The organism is Pseudomonas sp. EA_65y_Pfl1_P113 (assembly GCF_963970525.1).
GTDB classification, from domain to species: Bacteria; Pseudomonadota; Gammaproteobacteria; order Pseudomonadales; family Pseudomonadaceae; genus Aquipseudomonas; species Aquipseudomonas tritici.
On sequence record NZ_CAXAQM010000012.1, the window covers coordinates 149651 to 167660 of the forward strand.

At 61.0% G+C, this 18010-nt stretch carries 19 protein-coding genes; 6 read left to right on the top strand and 13 right to left on the bottom strand.

Translation table 11 applies throughout. The features are described 5' to 3' along the window. Window positions 1-32 precede the first annotated feature (32 nt). Window positions 33-959 (top strand): type VI secretion system-associated lipoprotein TagQ, encoded by a 927-nt coding sequence (gene tagQ / locus AACY52_RS13890; RefSeq protein WP_339415078.1) that lies wholly within the window; start codon window positions 33-35, stop codon window positions 957-959. A 124-nt stretch (window positions 960-1083) separates the two neighbouring features. Next, window positions 1084-1464 carry a helicase gene (locus AACY52_RS13895; protein WP_065948786.1) on the top strand — a complete coding sequence of 127 codons (381 nt, stop codon included), beginning with the start codon at window positions 1084-1086 and terminating at the stop codon, window positions 1462-1464. Between the two features lie 52 nt (window positions 1465-1516). Here the strand turns inward: AACY52_RS13895 and AACY52_RS13900 are convergent, their stop codons facing one another. The 6 genes from AACY52_RS13900 to exbB all read right to left on the bottom strand — a co-directional run bounded on the left by AACY52_RS13900 (window position 1517) and on the right by exbB (window position 8462). Then, entirely contained in the window at window positions 1517-2917 is a 1401-nt protein-coding gene (locus AACY52_RS13900; protein WP_339415079.1) for an HDOD domain-containing protein, read from the bottom strand. Between the two features lie 147 nt (window positions 2918-3064). Then, a complete protein-coding gene (gene recG / locus AACY52_RS13905; RefSeq protein WP_339415080.1) occupies window positions 3065-5140 on the bottom strand; it encodes an ATP-dependent DNA helicase RecG in 2076 nt (691 codons plus the stop codon). 8 nt (window positions 5141-5148) lie between these two features. Next, a complete protein-coding gene (locus tag AACY52_RS13910; protein WP_003213305.1) occupies window positions 5149-6069 on the bottom strand; it encodes a hydrogen peroxide-inducible genes activator in 921 nt (306 codons plus the stop codon). A 246-nt stretch (window positions 6070-6315) separates the two neighbouring features. Further along, a complete protein-coding gene (locus tag AACY52_RS13915; protein WP_339415081.1) occupies window positions 6316-7065 on the bottom strand; it encodes an energy transducer TonB in 750 nt (249 codons plus the stop codon). Then, entirely contained in the window at window positions 7062-7487 is a 426-nt protein-coding gene (gene exbD / locus AACY52_RS13920; protein ID WP_339415082.1) for a TonB system transport protein ExbD, read from the bottom strand. The genes AACY52_RS13915 and exbD overlap by 4 nt, the downstream gene beginning before the upstream one ends. Window positions 7488-7493: 6 nt before the next feature. Beyond that, entirely contained in the window at window positions 7494-8462 is a 969-nt protein-coding gene (exbB, locus tag AACY52_RS13925) for a tonB-system energizer ExbB (protein ID WP_339415083.1), read from the bottom strand. Between the two features lie 188 nt (window positions 8463-8650). Between exbB and AACY52_RS13930 the strand changes: the two genes are divergently transcribed. After that, complete coding sequence (locus AACY52_RS13930; RefSeq protein WP_339415084.1) at window positions 8651-9502, top strand: SDR family oxidoreductase; 852 nt, start codon at window positions 8651-8653, stop codon at window positions 9500-9502. 69 nt (window positions 9503-9571) lie between these two features. Here the strand turns inward: AACY52_RS13930 and AACY52_RS13935 are convergent, their stop codons facing one another. The 6 genes from AACY52_RS13935 to AACY52_RS13960 all read right to left on the bottom strand — a co-directional run bounded on the left by AACY52_RS13935 (window position 9572) and on the right by AACY52_RS13960 (window position 14882). Next, window positions 9572-10312: a hypothetical protein gene (locus AACY52_RS13935; RefSeq protein ID WP_339415085.1), complete on the bottom strand. Its 741-nt coding sequence runs from the start codon at window positions 10310-10312 to the stop codon at window positions 9572-9574. Window positions 10313-10370: 58 nt separating this feature from the next. Continuing rightward, window positions 10371-10751, bottom strand: a complete 381-nt coding sequence (locus tag AACY52_RS13940) for a RidA family protein (RefSeq protein ID WP_003176922.1) — start codon at window positions 10749-10751, stop codon at window positions 10371-10373. 39 nt (window positions 10752-10790) lie between these two features. Further along, window positions 10791-12896 carry a bifunctional GTP diphosphokinase/guanosine-3',5'-bis pyrophosphate 3'-pyrophosphohydrolase gene (gene spoT, locus AACY52_RS13945; RefSeq protein ID WP_339415086.1) on the bottom strand — a complete coding sequence of 702 codons (2106 nt, stop codon included), beginning with the start codon at window positions 12894-12896 and terminating at the stop codon, window positions 10791-10793. Between the two features lie 60 nt (window positions 12897-12956). Then, window positions 12957-13220, bottom strand: a complete 264-nt coding sequence (gene rpoZ / locus AACY52_RS13950) for a DNA-directed RNA polymerase subunit omega (RefSeq protein WP_003176920.1) — start codon at window positions 13218-13220, stop codon at window positions 12957-12959. Between the two features lie 167 nt (window positions 13221-13387). Beyond that, window positions 13388-14008: a guanylate kinase gene (gene gmk, locus AACY52_RS13955; RefSeq protein WP_065875477.1), complete on the bottom strand. Its 621-nt coding sequence runs from the start codon at window positions 14006-14008 to the stop codon at window positions 13388-13390. 10 nt (window positions 14009-14018) lie between these two features. After that, a complete protein-coding gene (locus AACY52_RS13960) occupies window positions 14019-14882 on the bottom strand; it encodes a YicC/YloC family endoribonuclease (RefSeq protein WP_339415087.1) in 864 nt (287 codons plus the stop codon). 187 nt (window positions 14883-15069) lie between these two features. On the opposite strand from AACY52_RS13960, the gene rph reads away from it, so the two are divergent. Together rph and AACY52_RS13970 are read left to right on the top strand one after the other, a co-directional pair. Then, window positions 15070-15792 carry a ribonuclease PH gene (rph, locus tag AACY52_RS13965; RefSeq protein ID WP_003213280.1) on the top strand — a complete coding sequence of 241 codons (723 nt, stop codon included), beginning with the start codon at window positions 15070-15072 and terminating at the stop codon, window positions 15790-15792. 22 nt (window positions 15793-15814) lie between these two features. Continuing rightward, window positions 15815-16183, top strand: a complete 369-nt coding sequence (locus tag AACY52_RS13970) for a DUF4870 domain-containing protein (protein WP_065875476.1) — start codon at window positions 15815-15817, stop codon at window positions 16181-16183. A 58-nt stretch (window positions 16184-16241) separates the two neighbouring features. Here AACY52_RS13970 and AACY52_RS13975 read toward each other — a convergent pair whose 3' ends face one another. Next, window positions 16242-17021, bottom strand: a complete 780-nt coding sequence (locus AACY52_RS13975; RefSeq protein ID WP_003195493.1) for an exodeoxyribonuclease III — start codon at window positions 17019-17021, stop codon at window positions 16242-16244. 82 nt (window positions 17022-17103) lie between these two features. On the opposite strand from AACY52_RS13975, the gene pyrE reads away from it, so the two are divergent. Beyond that, on the top strand, window positions 17104-17748 hold the full coding sequence (gene pyrE / locus AACY52_RS13980; protein ID WP_021492595.1) for an orotate phosphoribosyltransferase: 645 nt from the start codon (window positions 17104-17106) through the stop codon (window positions 17746-17748). Window positions 17749-18010: the final 262 nt, after the last annotated feature.

An 18010-nucleotide genomic window follows, 5' to 3' on the forward strand; every position in this document is an offset into this window, starting at 1 on the left:
TGGGCAATTCAAACTTAAAAGAGAACACATCTATGTTTTTTTCCCGTAAGGCGGTTTCCAAACGTCACTTGCTGCTGATCGCGGCCGGCTTCAGCACAGTGCTGACCGGTTGTGCCACGTCGCCGGCCTCCAAGGTCGCGTCGAGCACCAAGGTCGAGTACTACCCGAACTGCTACGAGCCGGTGCAACACCTGCGCGCGACTGATTCGGACATGACCAAGTCGGTCGTCACTGGCGCGGCCATCGGCGCGGCCGGCGGTGCACTGCTGGGGGCTTTCACTGGCGACAAGGAAAAGCGCGGCCGCAACGCCGCGATTGGCGCTGCGGGCGGCGCCTTGGCTGGCGGCGCGGCGGGTTACTACACCGAGCGTCAGAAGCAGATCAGCGATGACAATCAACGCATTGCTTCCTACTCCACCGACTTCAACAAAAGCGCGTCCGACATCGACCGCAGCACTGCCTATGCCAAAGCCTCGCAGCAGTGCTACCAGGGCGCATTCACCAAGCTGGTGGCCGACCGCAAGGCCAAGACCGTCAACGAGACTGAAGGCCGCAAGCGCCTGGCGGAAATCGTTTCGGGCCTGAAGGAGTCCAATGACCTGATCGTCGCGGTCAACGGCAAAGCCAGCGAAGACCTGAACAATTACACCCAGGCCTACGAGAAAGACCTGCAGCAAGTAGGCGTGCAGCGTAATGACGTAGTCACCGTGGCCCAAGCCGACGTGGCGCCGCTGGTCGTTCCGGCCCAGAAAGGCAAGAGTTCGCCAAAAGTCGCGAAGAAGAAGAAATTGCCGGTCGTGCCTAAAGAAGCGGTCACCACCGAGAAGAGCATCCAGGCCGTTCAGGCCAAGCAAGCTGAAAGCAAGCAGGTCGCCAGCGCTGGCAAGGCTCAGATGGAAGGCGCCTGCCGCGATCCAAACCTGGCCGACTGGGCCCCGGTACCTTGCCCAAACGTTTAAGTAACATGCTGCTATAAGCGTCAAACGCCAGCCGATCTTCCGCTAATGCGCAAGATCGGTGGCGTTCTCTTAGCAAATCGTTAAACTGCTGCGGCCACTCAATAATTACACCGAGGCCGTGTGCATGAAATTTCGTCTTCTGCTGTGGGTGCTGGGCCTGATGATGGGCAAAGCCAGCCGCACCAATCCTGCCTTCCAGCAGCAGCTGGGTGATAAAGACCTGGCTTTCCAGCTGCAGACCCTCGACGGCAAGGTTGCCCGTCACTTCATCGTCAAAGACCAGCGCATCACCAGCCGCTCAGGTGTTCACCCTGCGCCGGCGTTTGCCATTGCCTTTAAAGATGCCGCCTACGGCTTCGCCACGATGCAGGCGAAGAACAAGCAACTGGCGTTCATGACGGGGATTCAAGACAAGTCGATCCAGATCAAGGGTAACCCGGCGCTGGTGATCTGGTTCCAGGGGTTGACCAAGTATTTGGGGCGTAAGCGCAGCTCCAAGCGATGAGCCATAAGCTGCAAGCTTGAAGCTGACTACTTGTTGAAGCTTGCAGCTGCTGTTAAGCCTGACTGAATTGCGACGCCAACTCACGCAACAACACCTCGGCATCCAGCACTTTGCCGACCACCTCTTCAGCCTTGTCCCGCGTCAGCCCCAAGCGCTCAAGCAGCGCATCCGGAATCGTCTCATCCGGCCCGGAACCAATCCCTCGGCTGCGCAACAAGCGCACGGCCAAACACACCAGGTTCGGATACTCAGCGTATTGCCCGTCATAAGTCGGGTCGTGCTGGAAGCGCAGCGCGGTGGATAACTCATCCGGCATGTCCCAGTAGCGCATCAGCCAGGCACCGATCTGCTCGCGGCTGATGCCCAGCAGGTGTTGCTCTACATAGCTGTGGCACAGGTGCGGGTTGACCTCCAAGTGACGGCAGATCAGCGAGAAGTGCGGCGGGAACACGTGGGCCAGCAGCAGGTAACCGAAGTTGTGCAGCAGGCCGGCGAGGTAGGTCAGGCCGGCTTCCGGGCGCTGGGCGCGCGGCATGGCGCGGGTCAGACCCTCGATTACGGCGGCGGTGTAGATCGACTGATGCCAGTACGGCGTGGCTTGGTGCGGGTTGTCCTTGGGCAGGCTCAAGGTCTTGCCCAGAGCCAGGCCCAGCGCCAGGCTGATCACCAGGTCAAAGCCGAGCACGCGCACGATGGCGTCCTCAACGGAGCGGATCTTGCCCGGCGACGCGTAGTAGGGCGACGCGGCCCAGCTCACGACTTGCGCGGCCAGGGCCGGGTCGGTCTCCACTACGCCGGTGATGTCATCGATGGTGGCGTTGGGGTCGACACGCAGCTTGATAATCTTCTGCGCAGTGTCGGCCAGCGGTGGAATCTCGATGGTCGCTTCCAGGCGCTGCTGGATGCGGCGCGCGGTGAACGCCTGCATGGCCTGGGTGATTTCCTCACGGTCATCATTCGGGCGGTCAAGGTTGGGGCGGATGTTGCTCAGCGGCTCGCCGAAGTGGCCGGCGCTGGCCTTGGTGAGCATGGTCTTGAAGGCGTCGCTGGAGATCTCCAGCAACAGCCCAGCTTCGCCCGAATGCACCAGCAGGCTCGGCTCGTTGAGCAGGCTGCCTTCGTATAGGCACGGCGAACTGGTGAGTGCCGGCAGGCCCGGCAGCAGGCTCAAGCTGTGCTTGCCCAGCATGCGCGCGACGCGATCCGGCGATACGGCCGTAAGTCGGCGACCCGTGAGTTCGGTGAGGCGGTTGAGGTCGAGCAGCTGGTTCTGCGGGAACAGCACCATCAGAGCGCCCACCGCGTCTTCCAGCAATACGGCCTGGACTTTTTGCGCAGGGTTCAGGCCCGGTAGATCGCTGACTTCCGTGTAGGGGATGGCGAGTTTTGCGAGCAGAGCCCGAATGACCGGCGGGGCGGTCAGTGGGGCTGTGGCGAGGGCAACTTCTGACATGGCCTGATCCAATTTCTTACATTCAACGAAGTATAACCAGCTTGATACATATGTTGGTCGACTAACTGTGGTTTGTGACGCGGTTGGCTATGGGGGGCTGTTGTTCCTGCAGGCGCCATCGCCGGCAAGCCAGCGCCTACACGGTCTTCAGACCTGACCGTATTGCTGCCCATGGCGTAACCAGCGATCCAGCAACGGGCTGACATGTTCCGGCCAGCGCTCCATCAACGCTTGCGCCGCATCGCGCACGGCGGGAAGCAAATCGGCGTCGCGCATCAGGTCGGCGACCTTGAATTGCAGCAGGCCGGTTTGGCGGGTGCCGAGCATTTCGCCGGGGCCGCGCAGTTCGAGATCCTTTTCGGCGATGATAAAACCGTCGTTGGTTTCGCGCATGATGCCCAGGCGCTGGCGCCCGATCTGTGACAGCGGCGGATGGTACAGCAGCACGCAATGGCTGGCGGCGCTGCCCCGGCCGACACGACCGCGTAACTGGTGCAGTTGCGCCAAGCCCAGGCGCTCGGGGTTTTCGATGATCATCAGGCTGGCATTGGGCACGTCCACCCCCACCTCGATCACGGTAGTGGCCACCAGCAGTTGCAGGTTGCCGGCCTTGAATTCGGCCATCACCGCGGCCTTTTCCGCAGGCTTCATGCGCCCGTGGATCAGCCCGACCTTGAGCTCACCCAGGGCGCTGGTGAGGTCTTCAAAGGTGGTCTCGGCGGCCTGGCAGGTCAGCTCTTCGGACTCTTCGATCAGCGTGCACACCCAGTAGGCCTGGCGGCCTTCGGCACAGGCACCGCGTACGCGCTCGATCACTTCGACACGGCGGGTGTCGGTGACCAGCACCGTGTTGACCGGGGTACGGCCGGGCGGCAATTCGTCGAGGATCGAAGTGTCGAGGTCGGCGTAGGCGCTCATGGCCAGGGTGCGCGGGATCGGCGTCGCGGTCATGATCAACTGGTGCGGGTTCATCCGGCCACCCACGCCTTTCTGGCGCAGGGCCAGGCGCTGTTGCACGCCGAAGCGGTGCTGTTCGTCAATGATCACCAGGGCGAGGTTCTTGAACTTCACTTCCTCCTGGAACAGTGCGTGGGTGCCCACCACCATCGGTGCGCCACCGGCGATTTGCTCCAGCGCGGCGGCACGCACCTTGCCCTTGAGCTTGCCTGCCAGCCACGCGACTTCCAGGCCCAGCGGTTCGAGCCAGCGCTTGAAGGTGATGAAGTGTTGCTCGGCGAGAATCTCGGTGGGTGCCATCAGCGCCACCTGGTAACCGGCTTCCAGGGCTTGCAAGGCAGCGAGGGCGGCGACCACGGTCTTGCCCGCGCCCACGTCGCCCTGGATCAGCCGCAGCATTGGCTCTTTCTGGCTGAGGTCGTAGGCGATTTCATTGCCGACGCGCTGCTGGGCACCGGTCGGCGCGAAGCCGAGGTTGGCCAGGTATTGGGCCGGCAAACGCGTTGCCTTGGGCATCGCCGGCGCGCGCAGGGAACGCATGCTCTCGCGCAGGCGTTGCTGGGACAGTTGGTGGGTCAGCAGTTCTTCAAAGGCCAAGCGGTGCTGGGCCCAGTGATGACCCAGCGCCAGTTCATCGACATCGGCGTCGGCGGGCGGGTGATGCAGGTAGCGAATCGCATCGTCCAGCGGCGCCAGTTGATAGTCGCGGGCCAGCTCCAGGGGCAGCCAGTCGGGCAGGCTCTTCGGGCCAAGCATCGCCAGGGTCTGCATGCACAGTTGGCGCAGGCGCTGCTGGGTCAAGCCCTCGGTGAGCGGGTAGATCGGGGTAAGTGTAGTGTCGACCGGCGGCGGTTCGTCGCCCGTGATGGCGCGGTATTCCGGGTGGTAGATCTCCAGGCCCGACGCGCCGGGCCGCGCTTCGCCATAGCAACGCACGCGGGTGCCGCGTTTGAGGCCTTCCTTCTGCGCATTGCTGAAATGGTAGAAGCGCAGGCTCAGGCCACCGGTACCGTCCTGCAGGCGCACGACCAGGCTACGGCGCTTGCCCATCACCACGTCGGCGCCGCTGACGGTGCCTTCGACCACCGCATCCTGCCCAGGGCGCAGATGGCCGATGGGCACCACACGGGTACGATCCTGGTAGCGCAGGGGCAGGTGAAACAGCACGTCCTGGAGGTTCTCCAGGCCGACCTTGGCCAGCTTCTCGGCCATGGCCTCGCCGACACCCTTGAGTGCCGTCACCGACACCTGCGACAGCTCCGTCATATCGTTGCTCAGCTCGCGGCAGGCGGCTTGGCCACCGAACACAGGCGGATCGAGTCGGCGAGGATCTCAATCGCTTTGGGCCGTGGGAAGCTGGCGCGCCAGGCGATCGCCACGGTGCGGAACGGCACCGGCGGCGTCAGTGGGCGCACTGCGATGACGCCGGGGGCGTAGTGATGGCTGTCCACCGCCGACAGCGGCAGGATTGAAATGCCCAGGCCGGAAGCGACCATGTGGCGAATGGTTTCCAGGGAACTGGATTCCACGGTGGTGTGCTTGGCACCGTCGTTGCCCTTGGTCAGGGTCGGGCAGGCTTCCAGCACCTGGTCGCGGAAGCAGTGGCCTTCGCCGAGCAGCAGCAGGCTCTTGTCGTTGAGCAGGCCGGCATCGATGGTGTCTTTTTGTGTCCACGGATGGGAGGCGGGCATCAACACGTAGAACGGCTCGTCGTAGAGCGGCAGGGTCAGTACGTCTGCTTCGTTGAACGGTAAGGCGATGATGATCGCGTCCAACTCGCCGTTGCGCAGTTTGTCGCGCAATACGTGGGTGAAGTTTTCTTCGATATACAGCGGCATCTGCGGCGCAACGCGATGCAGTTGCGGGATCAGGTGCGGAAACAAGTATGGGCCGACGGTGTAGATGGCGCCGACTTTCAGCGGTGCGGTCAGCTGGTTTTTGCCGGCCTGGGCCAGTTCGCGAATGCTTTGCGCCTGCTCCAGCACCTTCTGGGCCTGGGCCACGATGCCTTCGCCCACCGGGGTGAGGCGCACGGCGCTCTTGCTGCGCTCGAAAATCAGCACACCGAGTTCGTCTTCAAGCTTTTTCACGCCCACCGACAGCGTCGGCTGGCTGACGTGGCAACGCTCGGCCGCGTGGCCGAAGTGCTGCTCTTGGGCGAGGGTAACGATGTAGCGTAATTCTGTAAGAGTCATAGCGGGCGTCCATGAGGTTGCGGGCCAAGCATACCGGCTGCAATCGATAGACGCACGTTATCAGAACTTTGGTTGGGATTGAGCGGGGAGTGCGGAGGATTTAGCTGAAAAACGGATTTTTTGAGGCAGTGAAATCAAATGTGGGAGCGGGCTTGCCAGCGATGCAAGCACCTCGGTCTATCAGTTGCACCAAGGTGATGCTATCGCAGGCAAGCCCGTTCCCACACAAGCTGACTCCTGCAACCTTCAGCGGCGACGCTTCTCAATGTTGTACACGAACGGTGCAACGATCTCGATGCTGCCGCCTTTCAACATATAGGCTGGTGGCTTGGGCAGCGGCTGGGCACGACGGATCATGTCCAGGGTCGCGCGGTCCAGGTCGGCATTGCCGGAGCGGCCCACCAACTCATAGGACAGCACGTTGCCTTCGGCATCCACCACAAACTTCAGGCGGTTCAGGCCTTCTTTGCCACGAGCCTGGGCACCTGGTGGGTACTTCTTGTACTTCTGCAAGTGCGCCAACAGTGCGCCTTCCCAAGACGCTTTGGCGGCGACCTGTTGCGGCGACGGGCCAGGCACGGGCTGGGCCGATTTTTCCGCTGGCGTGTTAGTCGGTGGAGCGTCGCTCGGCGGTTCCTCGGAGGGTTTCTCCTTGGGTGGCTCGATCTTTTTCTCCACAGGCTTGGGCGGCTGCGGTTTTGGCTTGGGCTTGACCGGCTTGGGCGCCTGGATCGTCGGCTTGGGTGCCTCGGCCATTTTCGGCAGGGGCAGCTCTTCGACCGGTGCAGGCGGTTGCGGCGGCGTGACCACCTTGGGCGGTGCCGGCGGCGGTGGGGCTGGCATCGGTGCCAGGTCGATGACCATGGCGGCCGGTGGCAACTGCACCGTACGCGGCGCTGACCAATGCAGCGCGATAGCGATCGCGACGGCATGCACGCCCAGTACGACGGCGAGGCTGGTGCCATAACGCGTCAGTTTGTGGCGCGTTGTGATCATTTCTTGGCTGCCGTCTCAAGTCCAACCAGGCCTACCTTGAGGTAGCCGGCTGCCCGCAGGGCATCCATCACGCTCATCAGGTCGCCGTAGTCCACGCCTTTGTCAGCCTGGAAGAAGATCGTCGTGTCTTTCTTGCCTTGGGTTTTGGCGTCGAGCACCGGCCCCAGGGCTTCAGTCTTGACTTCTTCTTCACCCAGGAACAAGCGTTGGTCCGCCTTGACGCTGAGGAAGATGGGTTTTTCCGGTCGCGGCGCCGGCTTGGCGCTGGACGCGGGCAGGTCAACCTTGATATCCACGGTCGCCAACGGTGCGGCCACCATGAAGATGATCAGCAGCACCAGCATCACGTCGATAAACGGCGTGACGTTGATTTCGTGGTTCTCGACGAGTTCGTCGTCGCCTTGATTCAAATGCAGGCCCATGGCCGATTACCCCACTTTCACCATGTGCGGTTGCGAGCTGCGCTCGGTAGGCAGGTGATCGAGGTCGCGGCTGACCAGCAGCAGGACTTCTGCCGACGCGTCCGATACCTGGGCCTTGTAGCCGGCAATCGAACGGGCGAAGACGTTGTAGATCACTACCGCAGGAATCGCGGCAACCAGGCCCAGTGCAGTGGCCAGAAGGGCTTCGGCGATGCCGGGGGCAACGACGGCAAGGTTGGTGGTTTGGGTTTTGGCGATGCCGATGAAGCTGTTCATGATGCCCCACACGGTACCGAACAGGCCGACGAAGGGTGCGGTCGAGCCGATGGTTGCCAGCACGCCGGTGCCGCTGCTCATGTTTCGACCGCAGGCCGCCACTAGGCGCTCCAGGCGGAAGGCCACGCGTTCCTTGATGCCTTCTTTTTCGCGGGCGTTGGCCGACAGGCGCATTTCTTCCAGCGCGTCGTGCACCAGGGTGTTGGCCAGAGTGCCTTTCTTGGTCGCGCTTTCGCTCGCTTCCTTAAGGGTGGTGGCCTTTTTCAGGTGGACGATTTCGCTGCGCAGGCGACGCTTGGCACCCAGCAGTTCGAGGCCTTTGGCGATCCAGATGGTCCAGGTGATGATCGAGGCAATGGCCAGTCCGATCATGACGGCTTTCACCACGACGTCGGCGTTCTGATACATGCCCCACGGCGACAGGTCGTGGGCCATGCCCAAGGTGTTGTCTTCTTCCAGAGCTACCCCGGTGTCGTCGGCGGAGGCTGGGTCAGCAGCCTGGGCCGGGTCGGTAGCGGCTGGCGCGGCGGCCGGAGCTGCCGGTGCGGCAGCAGCAGGCGGGGTAGCTGGCGCGGTGGCATCAGCCAAGGCGGCGGTCGGTGCCAGCAGAACGCTGAACAGCAGCGCAGCAATCGCGCGCCAGGCGCGGGACGGGCTGTGAAGCTTGGTTGGCGAAGCGGGGGTTGTATTACGTGTCATGCTGGCCGGACCTGAGTAAAAAAAATGAGTGATCGTCCTTCCAGACCCAAGGGGCCGAGGACAAATGGGCGGTCATTATTGCAAGTAATTCTTGTTAACAAAAGTAATACAGTAACTTTATTTGTGCTTTTTCTGGCCGGCGGTCCACCGAGGCGGCTAACCTAGACCTTTCAATACGGAGTTTTATGATGTCAGCGCCTTCTGTTGTGATTGCCGGCTGTGGCGATGTAGGTAGTCGGCTGGCAAGCCAATTGCTCGCCTCGGGATGGGAGGTGCATGGCTTGCGGCGGGATATTTCGCGGCTCCCTGACGGGGTGATAGGCATTGCTGGCGACCTGTTCAACAAGGATTGCCCTGACACCTGGCCGATCGGCGGGGTGGATTACCTGGTGTACTGCGCCGCCGCGACTGACCACGACGAAGCCGGCTATCGCGCCACTTATGTAGAAGGGCTGAAACACGTACTGGAGTGGTTGGGCGACTACGGTCAGGAGCCGAAACATTTGTTGTTTGTTTCCAGCAGCAGCGTCTATGGGCAGCAGAATGGAGAGTGGGTCGACGAAACGTCGGAGACTCAAGCCAAGGGTTATTCCGGGCAAGTGATGCTGGAGGCTGAGCAAGTGGCGCTCAATAGTGGCATTCCGGCCAGCATCGTCCGATTGACCGGTATTTATGGACCAGGCCGCGAATGGCTGCTGACCCAGGTTCGCCAGGGCTACCGTGTCGCAATTGATCCGCCTTTATATGGCAACCGGATTCATGCGGATGATGCGGCGGGCTTGTTGGCGTTTTTGTTGCGGCATGTGGAGCAGGGTGGCTCGCTGGATGAGATCTACATCGGCGTCGACGATGCGCCCGCTCCGCTGGCGGAAGTGGTGGCGTGGTTGCGCGAGTATCTGGGTGTGACGGAGTGGTCCGAGGATGCGAGTGTGCGTCGTGCGGGCAGCAAGCGATGCAGTAATCCGCGGGCGAAGGCGCTGGGTTGGACGCCGACCTATCCAACTTACCGCGAAGGCTACGCGGCGATCCTTAAAGGCTGAAACACAGTTAAAAAATATGGGAGCGGCGGTGCGCCGCGCCCACATTTGAATCTGTGTTTGGCTGCTTAATTACTTTTCCAGCAACCACTGCCGCGGTCCGGGCGTAAACGAAGGTACTTCATCCGCTCCCGCAGTATTGATCGCCTGGAAGATTTCCAGCTGCTTGCCCTTGCGCACAAAAATCCACGGGTTGCCCTGGCCGTTGAGTTGCAGCCAGATGCTGTCATAGCCGCCGCTCATCGAGGCGCAATCACCGGCCAGGCACAGCGAGTACCGATCAACATTAGGCAAGCCGACAACCTTGCCGTCAGCCTGGAACTGCACGATGGCGCCGCTACCGAAGCCGTCGGTGATCTTCCAGTCGCCGCCCATGTAGGCCGCGTAAAGCGCACGCTCAAAGTTCGCGCCGATGGGAGCACCGTCCGGCGCGGGGTCCTTGGGGCGGGCAAGCAGCTGTGCTGGCTCGTTGTCGTTGGCCGATTGCAGCAGTTGTTCACCTTTACGCTTGAGCTCGGTGGCTGAGCTGCCGTAGAAGTCTACGCTCCAGGCGCCGGATTTCTCACCCAGCAACTTGCCTTCGGCTACTTCAAAACCGTTGTAGTAGCGCGCCTGCGCGGCCTTGGTATTAACCTCCCATTCGAGGTTAGGGCCATAGCTTTGCAGGGCTTCACGCAAAGGGCCGCCCTTGGCTGCCGCATCGATGGCGATCTGGTTGATCCAGGTGCCGCTCACGTCCAGGTCGGCAGGGTTGCTGGCGCAGCCGCCGAGCAGCAGGGCGAGCAATGATGAGGCTACAAGCGCTTTGCGCATCATGAAATCCTTTTAAAACGAAGTCGGCGCAGCCTATGGGAGGGCCGCGCCGGGTGTTTTACTCGATGACCAGAATCGCGTCCATCTCAACCTGCGCACCCTTTGGCAGGGCAGCAACGCCGATGGCGGCGCGGGCTGGGTACGGCTGTTCGAAGTACTTGCCCATGATCTCGTTGACCTTGGCGAAGTGGCTCAGGTCGGTGAGGAAAATGTTCAGCTTGACGATGTCCTTGAACGAACCGCCGGCAGCTTCAGCAACCGATTTGAGGTTTTCGAAGACCTGCACAGTCTGTGCTTCAAAGCCTTCCACCAGTTCCATGGTCTTTGGGTCCAGTGGGATCTGGCCGGACATGTAGACGGTGTTGCCCGCCTTGATCGCCTGGGAGTAAGTCCCGATCGCGGCCGGGGCTTTATCGCTGGTGATAACGGTCTTGGTCATTTATGACTCCTTGTAAGAGGTGATGACGTATTTGAAGGCCTATGCCCGCATACGGGTGATGCGGATCACACCGATCAGGGCGCGCAGTTTCTTGATCACGCGGGCGAGGTGCACACGGTCGTGCACGCTGACCACCAGCTGGACCACGCTGATGCGACCATCGCGCTCGTCCATGCTGATTTTCTCGATATTGCCGTCGGCCGCGTTGACGCTGCTGGCCAGCAGGGCGATCAGGCCGCGTTGGTGTTCCAGCTCCACGCGCAACTCGACGTTGAATTCGCCGGTGACATCCTTGGCCCACGAGAGCTGGATGCATTTTTCCGGGTTGTGACGGACTTCGGTAATGTTCCGGCAGTTGTCCAGGTGCACCACCATGCCTTTGCCCGCCGACAAGTGGCCGACAATCGGGTCGCCCGGGATCGGCGTGCAACACTTGGCGTAGCTGAGCACCAAGCCTTCGGTGCCGCGAATCGCCAGTGGGCCTTCCGGGCTTGGTAGCTGTTCACCTTCGCCGAGCAAGCGGCGGGCGACTACGTAGGCCATGCGGTTGCCCAGGCCGATATCTTCCAGCAGGTCTTCGATGGTTTCCTGGCGATACTCGTGAAGCATCGCTTGCACGCGCTCTGTAGGAACTTTGTCCAGGGCACTGTCGAAACCATTAAGTACCTTGTTCAGCAGGCGTTCGCCGAGGCTGATGGATTCGGAGCGGCGCTGCAGCTTCAGGGCGTGACGGATATGTGTGCGCGCTTTGCCGGTGACCACAAAGTTGAGCCAGGCTGGGTTCGGGCGTGCGCCCGGTGCGCTGACGATCTCGACCGTGGAGCCGCTTTGCAGCGGTTCGGACAGCGGCGCGAGGCGGCGATTGATCCGACAGGCAATGCAGCTGTTGCCCACGTCGGTGTGCACTGCGTAGGCAAAGTCGACCGCCGTGGAGCCTTTGGGCAGTTCCATGATCCGGCCTTTGGGCGTGAACACGTAGACCTCGTCCGGGAACAGGTCGATCTTCACGCTTTCGATAAATTCGAGGGAGTTGCCGGCACGTTGCTGCATTTCCAGCACGCCCTTGACCCACTGGCGGGCGCGGGCATGTGTGCCTTTGGGCTGCTCGTCGCCGCTGGATTTGTACAGCCAATGGGCGGCGATGCCGTTGTTGGCCATCTCTTCCATTTCGCGGGTGCGGATCTGGATTTCGATCGGCACCCCGTGCATACCGAACAGCGTGGTATGCAGCGACTGGTAGCCGTTGGCCTTGGGAATCGCGATGTAGTCTTTGAAGCGGCCGGGCAGGGGCTTGTACAAATTATGTACAGCGCCGAGCACGCGGTAGCAGGTGTCGACCTTGTCGACGATGATCCGGAACGCGTACACGTCCATGATTTCGTTGAAGGCCCGACGCTTGCCGCGCATCTTCTTGTAGATGCCGTAGAGGTGCTTCTGCCGCCCGCTGACTTCGCCTTCGATCTCGTCGATCGCCAGGCAATGGCTCAGCGACTCTTCGATTTTGTTGACGATTTCCTTGCGGTTGCCCCGGGCGCGTTTGACCGCCTGGTAGATGCGCGCCGAACGCATCGGGTGCATGGCCTTGAAGCCGAGGTCTTCGAACTCGATACGAATGGCATGCATGCCCAACCGGTTGGCGATGGGTGCGTAGATTTCCAGGGTTTCCTTGGCGATGCGCCGGCGCTTTTCGCCGGACAGCACTTCCAGCGTGCGCATGTTGTGCAGCCGGTCTGCCAGCTTGACCAGAATCACCCGAATGTCGCGGGCCATGGCCATGGCCATCTTCTGGAAGTTTTCCGCCTGGGCTTCGGCCTTGGTCTCGAAGTTCATCTGGGTCAGTTTGCTGACCCCGTCGACCAGTTCGGCCACGGTTTCACCGAACTGCGCTTGCAGCGCCTCTTTGGCGATACCGGTGTCTTCGATCACGTCATGCAGCATTGCGGCCATCAGGCTTTGATGGTCCATGTGCATGTCGGCAAGAATATTTGCCACCGCAAGGGGATGCGTGACATACGCCTCGCCACTACGGCGGCGTTGCCCGTCGTGGGCTTGTTCGGCGTAGAAATACGCTCGGCGGACCAGGTTGACCTGGTCTGGGCCGAGGTAGGCCGATAAGCGATCGGCGAGGGCGTCTATGCTCGGCAAAGTCTTAACTCCTGCCGTTGGCTGTGACCCCGCGCCGTTCTACGTCGACCAGGCATAGGCTTAGACGGCCTCGTTGGACTCGTCCTCGAACGCTGCAAACAGCGGTTCGTCTTCAACGATTTCGGCGTTGGCGATGAACTCGTAGCTCATCAGGCCTTCAGCGATTTCACGCAGGGCCACAACGGTAGGCTTGTCGTTTTCCCACTGGACCAATGGCTCTTTGCCGCCAGTGGCCAGTTGACGGGCACGCTTGGTAGAGAGCATGACCAGCTCAAAGCGGTTATCCACGTGTTCTAGGCAGTCTTCAACGGTTACGCGGGCCATGGTATTCCTCGGAGCGAATGCAAGATGCGCGCTGCCCGGTTGGGCAAGCGGACTAAACAGTTTAAAAAATCACCAGCGTTTAGGGAAGCGCTGATTTTTCTCAGGCCCTCGCAAAACCGCTACAAGCGCCAATGTAAAGCCCTTGCAGCGGTTTTGGGAAGAGCCAATCAGCCGAGCAGTTCGGCCAGTAATTTGCCGAAACGCTGTTGTTGGCGCTTTTGCTGGAGCTGGTTGGTGCGGAAAATCGCCTTCAAATCGTCCAAAGCGTGGGCAAAATCGTCGTTGATGATCAGGTAGTCATAGTCGACGTAGTGGCTCATTTCGCTGACGGCCTCACGCATGCGGCCTTCGATGATCTCGTCGCTGTCCTGGCCGCGATTTTTCAAGCGCTGGTGCAAGGCTTCAAGCGACGGCGGCAGGATAAAGATCGAACGCGCCTTGGGCATCAGCTGGCGCACTTGCTCGGCGCCCTGCCAGTCGATTTCCAGAATCAGGTCGTGGCCTTCGTCCAGGGTCTGCTGCAAGTGGCTTTGCGACGTGCCGTAGAGGTTGCCGAAGACTTCGGCGCGCTCAAGGAAGTCGCCGTGCTCGATCATCTTGACGAACTCGGTGCGTTCGACGAAGTGATAGTGCACGCCGTTCACCTCACCCGGGCGCATGGCGCGGGTGGTGTGGGAAACCGAGATGCGGATCTGCTCGTCAGCGTCGGTCAGGGCCTTGACCAGGCTGCTTTTGCCCGCGCCCGAGGGGGCGGAAATGATGTAAAGGGTGCCGGTGCTGTGGGTCATGGAGGTTGCCTTACTCAATATTCTGTACTTGTTCGCGCATCTGCTCGATCAACACTTTGAGGTTGACCGCAGCCGTAGTGCTGCGCGGATCGAACGCTTTGGAGCCGAGTGTATTGGCTTCGCGGTTGAGTTCCTGCATCAGGAAGTCCAGGCGCCGACCGGCGGCACCGCCCGACTTGAGCACGCGGCGTACTTCAAGGATGTGCGTGCTCAGGCGGTCGAGTTCTTCGGCGACGTCGCTCTTCTGTGCCAGCAACACCATTTCCTGCTCCAGGCGCGTGGGGTCGAGGTCGGCTTTCATGTCGGTGAAGCGGTCGAGCACCTTCTGGCGCTGGGTGGCGAGCATCTGTGGCACCAGCTCGCGCAGGGTGACCACGTCTTCTTCAATGGAGGTCAGGCGCTCGCTGATCAGGCGCGCCAGTTCGGCGCCTTCGCGCTCGCGGCCGGCCTTGAGTTCCTTCAAGCCCTGGTTGAACAAGGCGAGGGCTTCGGCGTTGAGGGCTTGCGGGTCGGTGGCGTCGGCCACCAATACGCCAGGCCAAGCCAGCACTTCCAGTGGGTTGAGCGCGGCAGGTTGCTTGATCAGGCCGGCGATGGTCTCGGCGGCGGCTACCAATTGCGCCGCACGGTCGCGATCAACCTGCAGCGGCTTGCCGGTGGTTTCCTCGGTAAAGCGCAGGGTGCACTCCAGTTTGCCCCGGGAGATGCCCTGGCGCAGCGCTTCACGCACGGCGCCTTCGAGGTCGCGGAACGACTCGGGCAGGCGCAGATGCGGCTCCAGGTAGCGGCTGTTGACCGAGCGCAATTCCCAGCTCAGGGTGCCTTGTACGCCGGCTTGTTCGACGCGGGCGAAGGCGGTCATGCTGTGCACCATGGAGGTACCTCGCGTTGCAGTCCCGTCAATCACGGGCTGATGGTTAAGAAGGCGCGCGATTGTAGCGCAGTGGGGCGAGCACGCCCAAACGCGAGCATTCGTAACAGGATTTTTTAGCAGTGCCCCGAATCGGCTCGCGGCTCTATAATGCTCGGCAGTTTTTCGTCCTCAGTACAGGTGTCTCCCTATGAAACGTCCAAGTGGTCGCGCTGCCGATCAGCTCCGCTCGATCCGCATCACCCGCAACTACACCAAACACGCCGAGGGGTCTGTACTGGTCGAGTTTGGCGATACCAAGGTGATCTGCACCGTCAGCGTCGAAAACGGCGTACCGCGTTTCCTTAAAGGTCAGGGCCAGGGCTGGTTGACCGCCGAGTACGGCATGCTGCCGCGCGCCACCGGTGAGCGTAACCAGCGTGAAGCCAGCCGTGGCAAGCAAGGCGGCCGCACCCTGGAAATCCAGCGCTTGATCGGTCGTTCCCTGCGCGCAGCCCTGGATATGTCCAAGCTGGGCGACGTGACCCTGTACGTCGACTGCGACGTGATCCAGGCCGACGGCGGCACCCGCACCGCGTCCATCACCGGCGCCATGGTCGCCCTGGTTGATGCACTCAAAGTGATCAAGAAGCGTGGCGGCCTGAAAGGCGGTGACCCGCTCAAGCAAATGATCGCTGCCGTATCGGTAGGCATGTACCAGGGCGAGCCTGTGCTGGACCTGGATTACCTGGAAGACTCGGCCGCCGAGACCGACCTGAACGTGGTGATGACCAGCACGGGTGGCTTCATCGAAGTGCAGGGCACTGCCGAAGGCGCGCCGTTCCAGCCGGCTGATCTGAACGCGATGCTGGCCTTGGCCCAGAAAGGCATGACCGAGATTTTCGAACTGCAGAACGCCGCCCTGGCTGACTGAGTCGGCCTCAAGGAGAAACGCCATGAATGACAGCCAGATGCCGGTGCCTACGCCTTCCTACGAAGTGCGTCAGGGGGCAATGTTGTGCCATCTCGCGGCGTTTCTGGGGTTTGTGTTCCCCTTCGGCAGTGTCGTAGGGCCGCTGATCCTGTGGCAGATGAAGAAGGAAGTGGACCCGTTCATTGATGATCAGGGCAAGGAAGCCCTGAACTTCCAGATCACCGTGGCCATCGCCTGGATGGTTTGCATCGTGCTGGCCTTCGCGGTGGTTGGGTTTTTCCTGATGTTCGCCCTGGCGATCGCCACGGTGGTGCTGACCATCATTGGTAGCATCAAGGCCAACAAGGGGATCGCCTATCGCTATCCCTTGACCTGGCGCGTGATCAAATAATGAACAGGCACAAAAAAACCGACAGCGATGTCGGTTTTTTTGTGCCTGGAAAAAGACCTTAGATGGTCAGTGTCCAGTCGTAGTCCACGATAAGCGGCGCGTGCTGCGAGAAGCGCGGCTGGCGCGGCAGGCGTGCGCTGCGAACGAACCGGCGCAGACCTGGGGTCAGCAACTGGTAGTCGAAACGCCAGCCCAGGTTGAGCATCTCAGCCTGTTCATTGTCCGGCCACCAGCTGTACTGGTCGCCTTCGCGGCTGACTTCGCGCAGGGCATCCACATAGCCCATGTTGCCGACAATCTCGTCCATCCAAGCGCGCTCCGGCGCCAGGAAGCCCGGGGATTGCTGGCTGTCGCGCCAGTTCTTGATATCCAGCTTTTGTTGCGCCACGTACAGCGAGCCACAATAAATGTACTCGCGACGTTTGCGCCGCTGTTTATCCAGATAACGGGCGAAATCGTCCATTAGCTTGAACTTCTGGTTCAAGTCTTCATCGCCGTTCTGCCCCGAAGGGAGCAGCAAGGTCGCGATGCTGACCTTATCGAAATCGGCTTGCAGGTAGCGCCCGTAGCGGTCGGCTGTCTCGAAGCCGAGGCCGCTGATGACCGCCTTGGGTTGCAACCGCGAATACAAAGCCACGCCACCTTGGGTGGGCACTTCGGCATCGCAGGCATAAAGGAAGTAGCCATCCAGTTGGAAGGCTGGGTCGTCCAGTTCAAAGGCGGAGGCGCGGGTATCCTGCAGGCAGATGACGTCGGCATTCTGGGCTTGCAGCCAACTGAGCAAACCACGCTCGACTGCAGCCTGAATACCATTAACGTTCACACTGATGATCCGCATAAATGGCCCCAAAAATCGCGTGCGTGTATGATACACGCCGTCTACCTAATTAGCTAAATCCGTGGTATCTGAGGCTTTTTTCATGCAGGCGTATCAACGCGATTTCATTCGTTTTGCCATCGATCGCGGCGTTTTGCGCTTCGGTGAGTTCACTCTGAAGTCCGGGCGCACCAGCCCGTACTTTTTCAATGCTGGCTTGTTCAACTCGGGTTCGGCCCTGGCTCAGTTGGGTCGTTTCTACGCGGCCGCCATCGTTGAAAGCGGTATTTCCTTCGACGTTTTGTTCGGCCCGGCCTACAAGGGCATTCCCCTTGCCGCCGCGACTGCCGTGGCCCTGGCCGAGCATCACGGGCGGGACCTGCCGTGGTGCTTCAACCGCAAGGAAGCCAAGGCCCATGGCGAAGGCGGCAGCCTGGTGGGCGCGCCGCTCACCGGCGATGTGTTGATCATCGATGACGTGATCACTGCCGGTACTGCCATCCGCGAAGTGATGCAGATCATCGCGTCCCAGGACGGCGCCAAGGCCGCCGGCGTGCTGATCGCCCTGAACCGCCAGGAGCGCGGCAACGGTGAGTTGTCGGCCATCCAGGAAGTGGAGCGCGATTTCGGCATTCCGGTGGTCAGCATCGTCTCGCTGAACCAGGTACTGCAGTTCCTGGAGGATGATCCGCAGCTCAAGCAACACCTGCCGGCTGTGCGTGCGTACCGCGAGCAGTTCGGCGTCTGACACAGTAAATCCTGTGAAGTGGGCGTGTGTGCGGGCTTTCAGTGATACGGGTGCTGACTGATCCACCGCTTTCGCGAGCACGCCCGCTCTCACAGGGGATCTCCCCATTGCTGCAAAATCAGTGTCCAAAAAAAGGGTTCTTCACGGAATCACGGGAAAGACAGAAACAAGAACGCCGATTTGATGGATGATGTTCGTGCGAGCAAACACATCTAAAAAACCGGCGTTCTTATGCGTGATATTAATACTTTTCTTCCCTTTT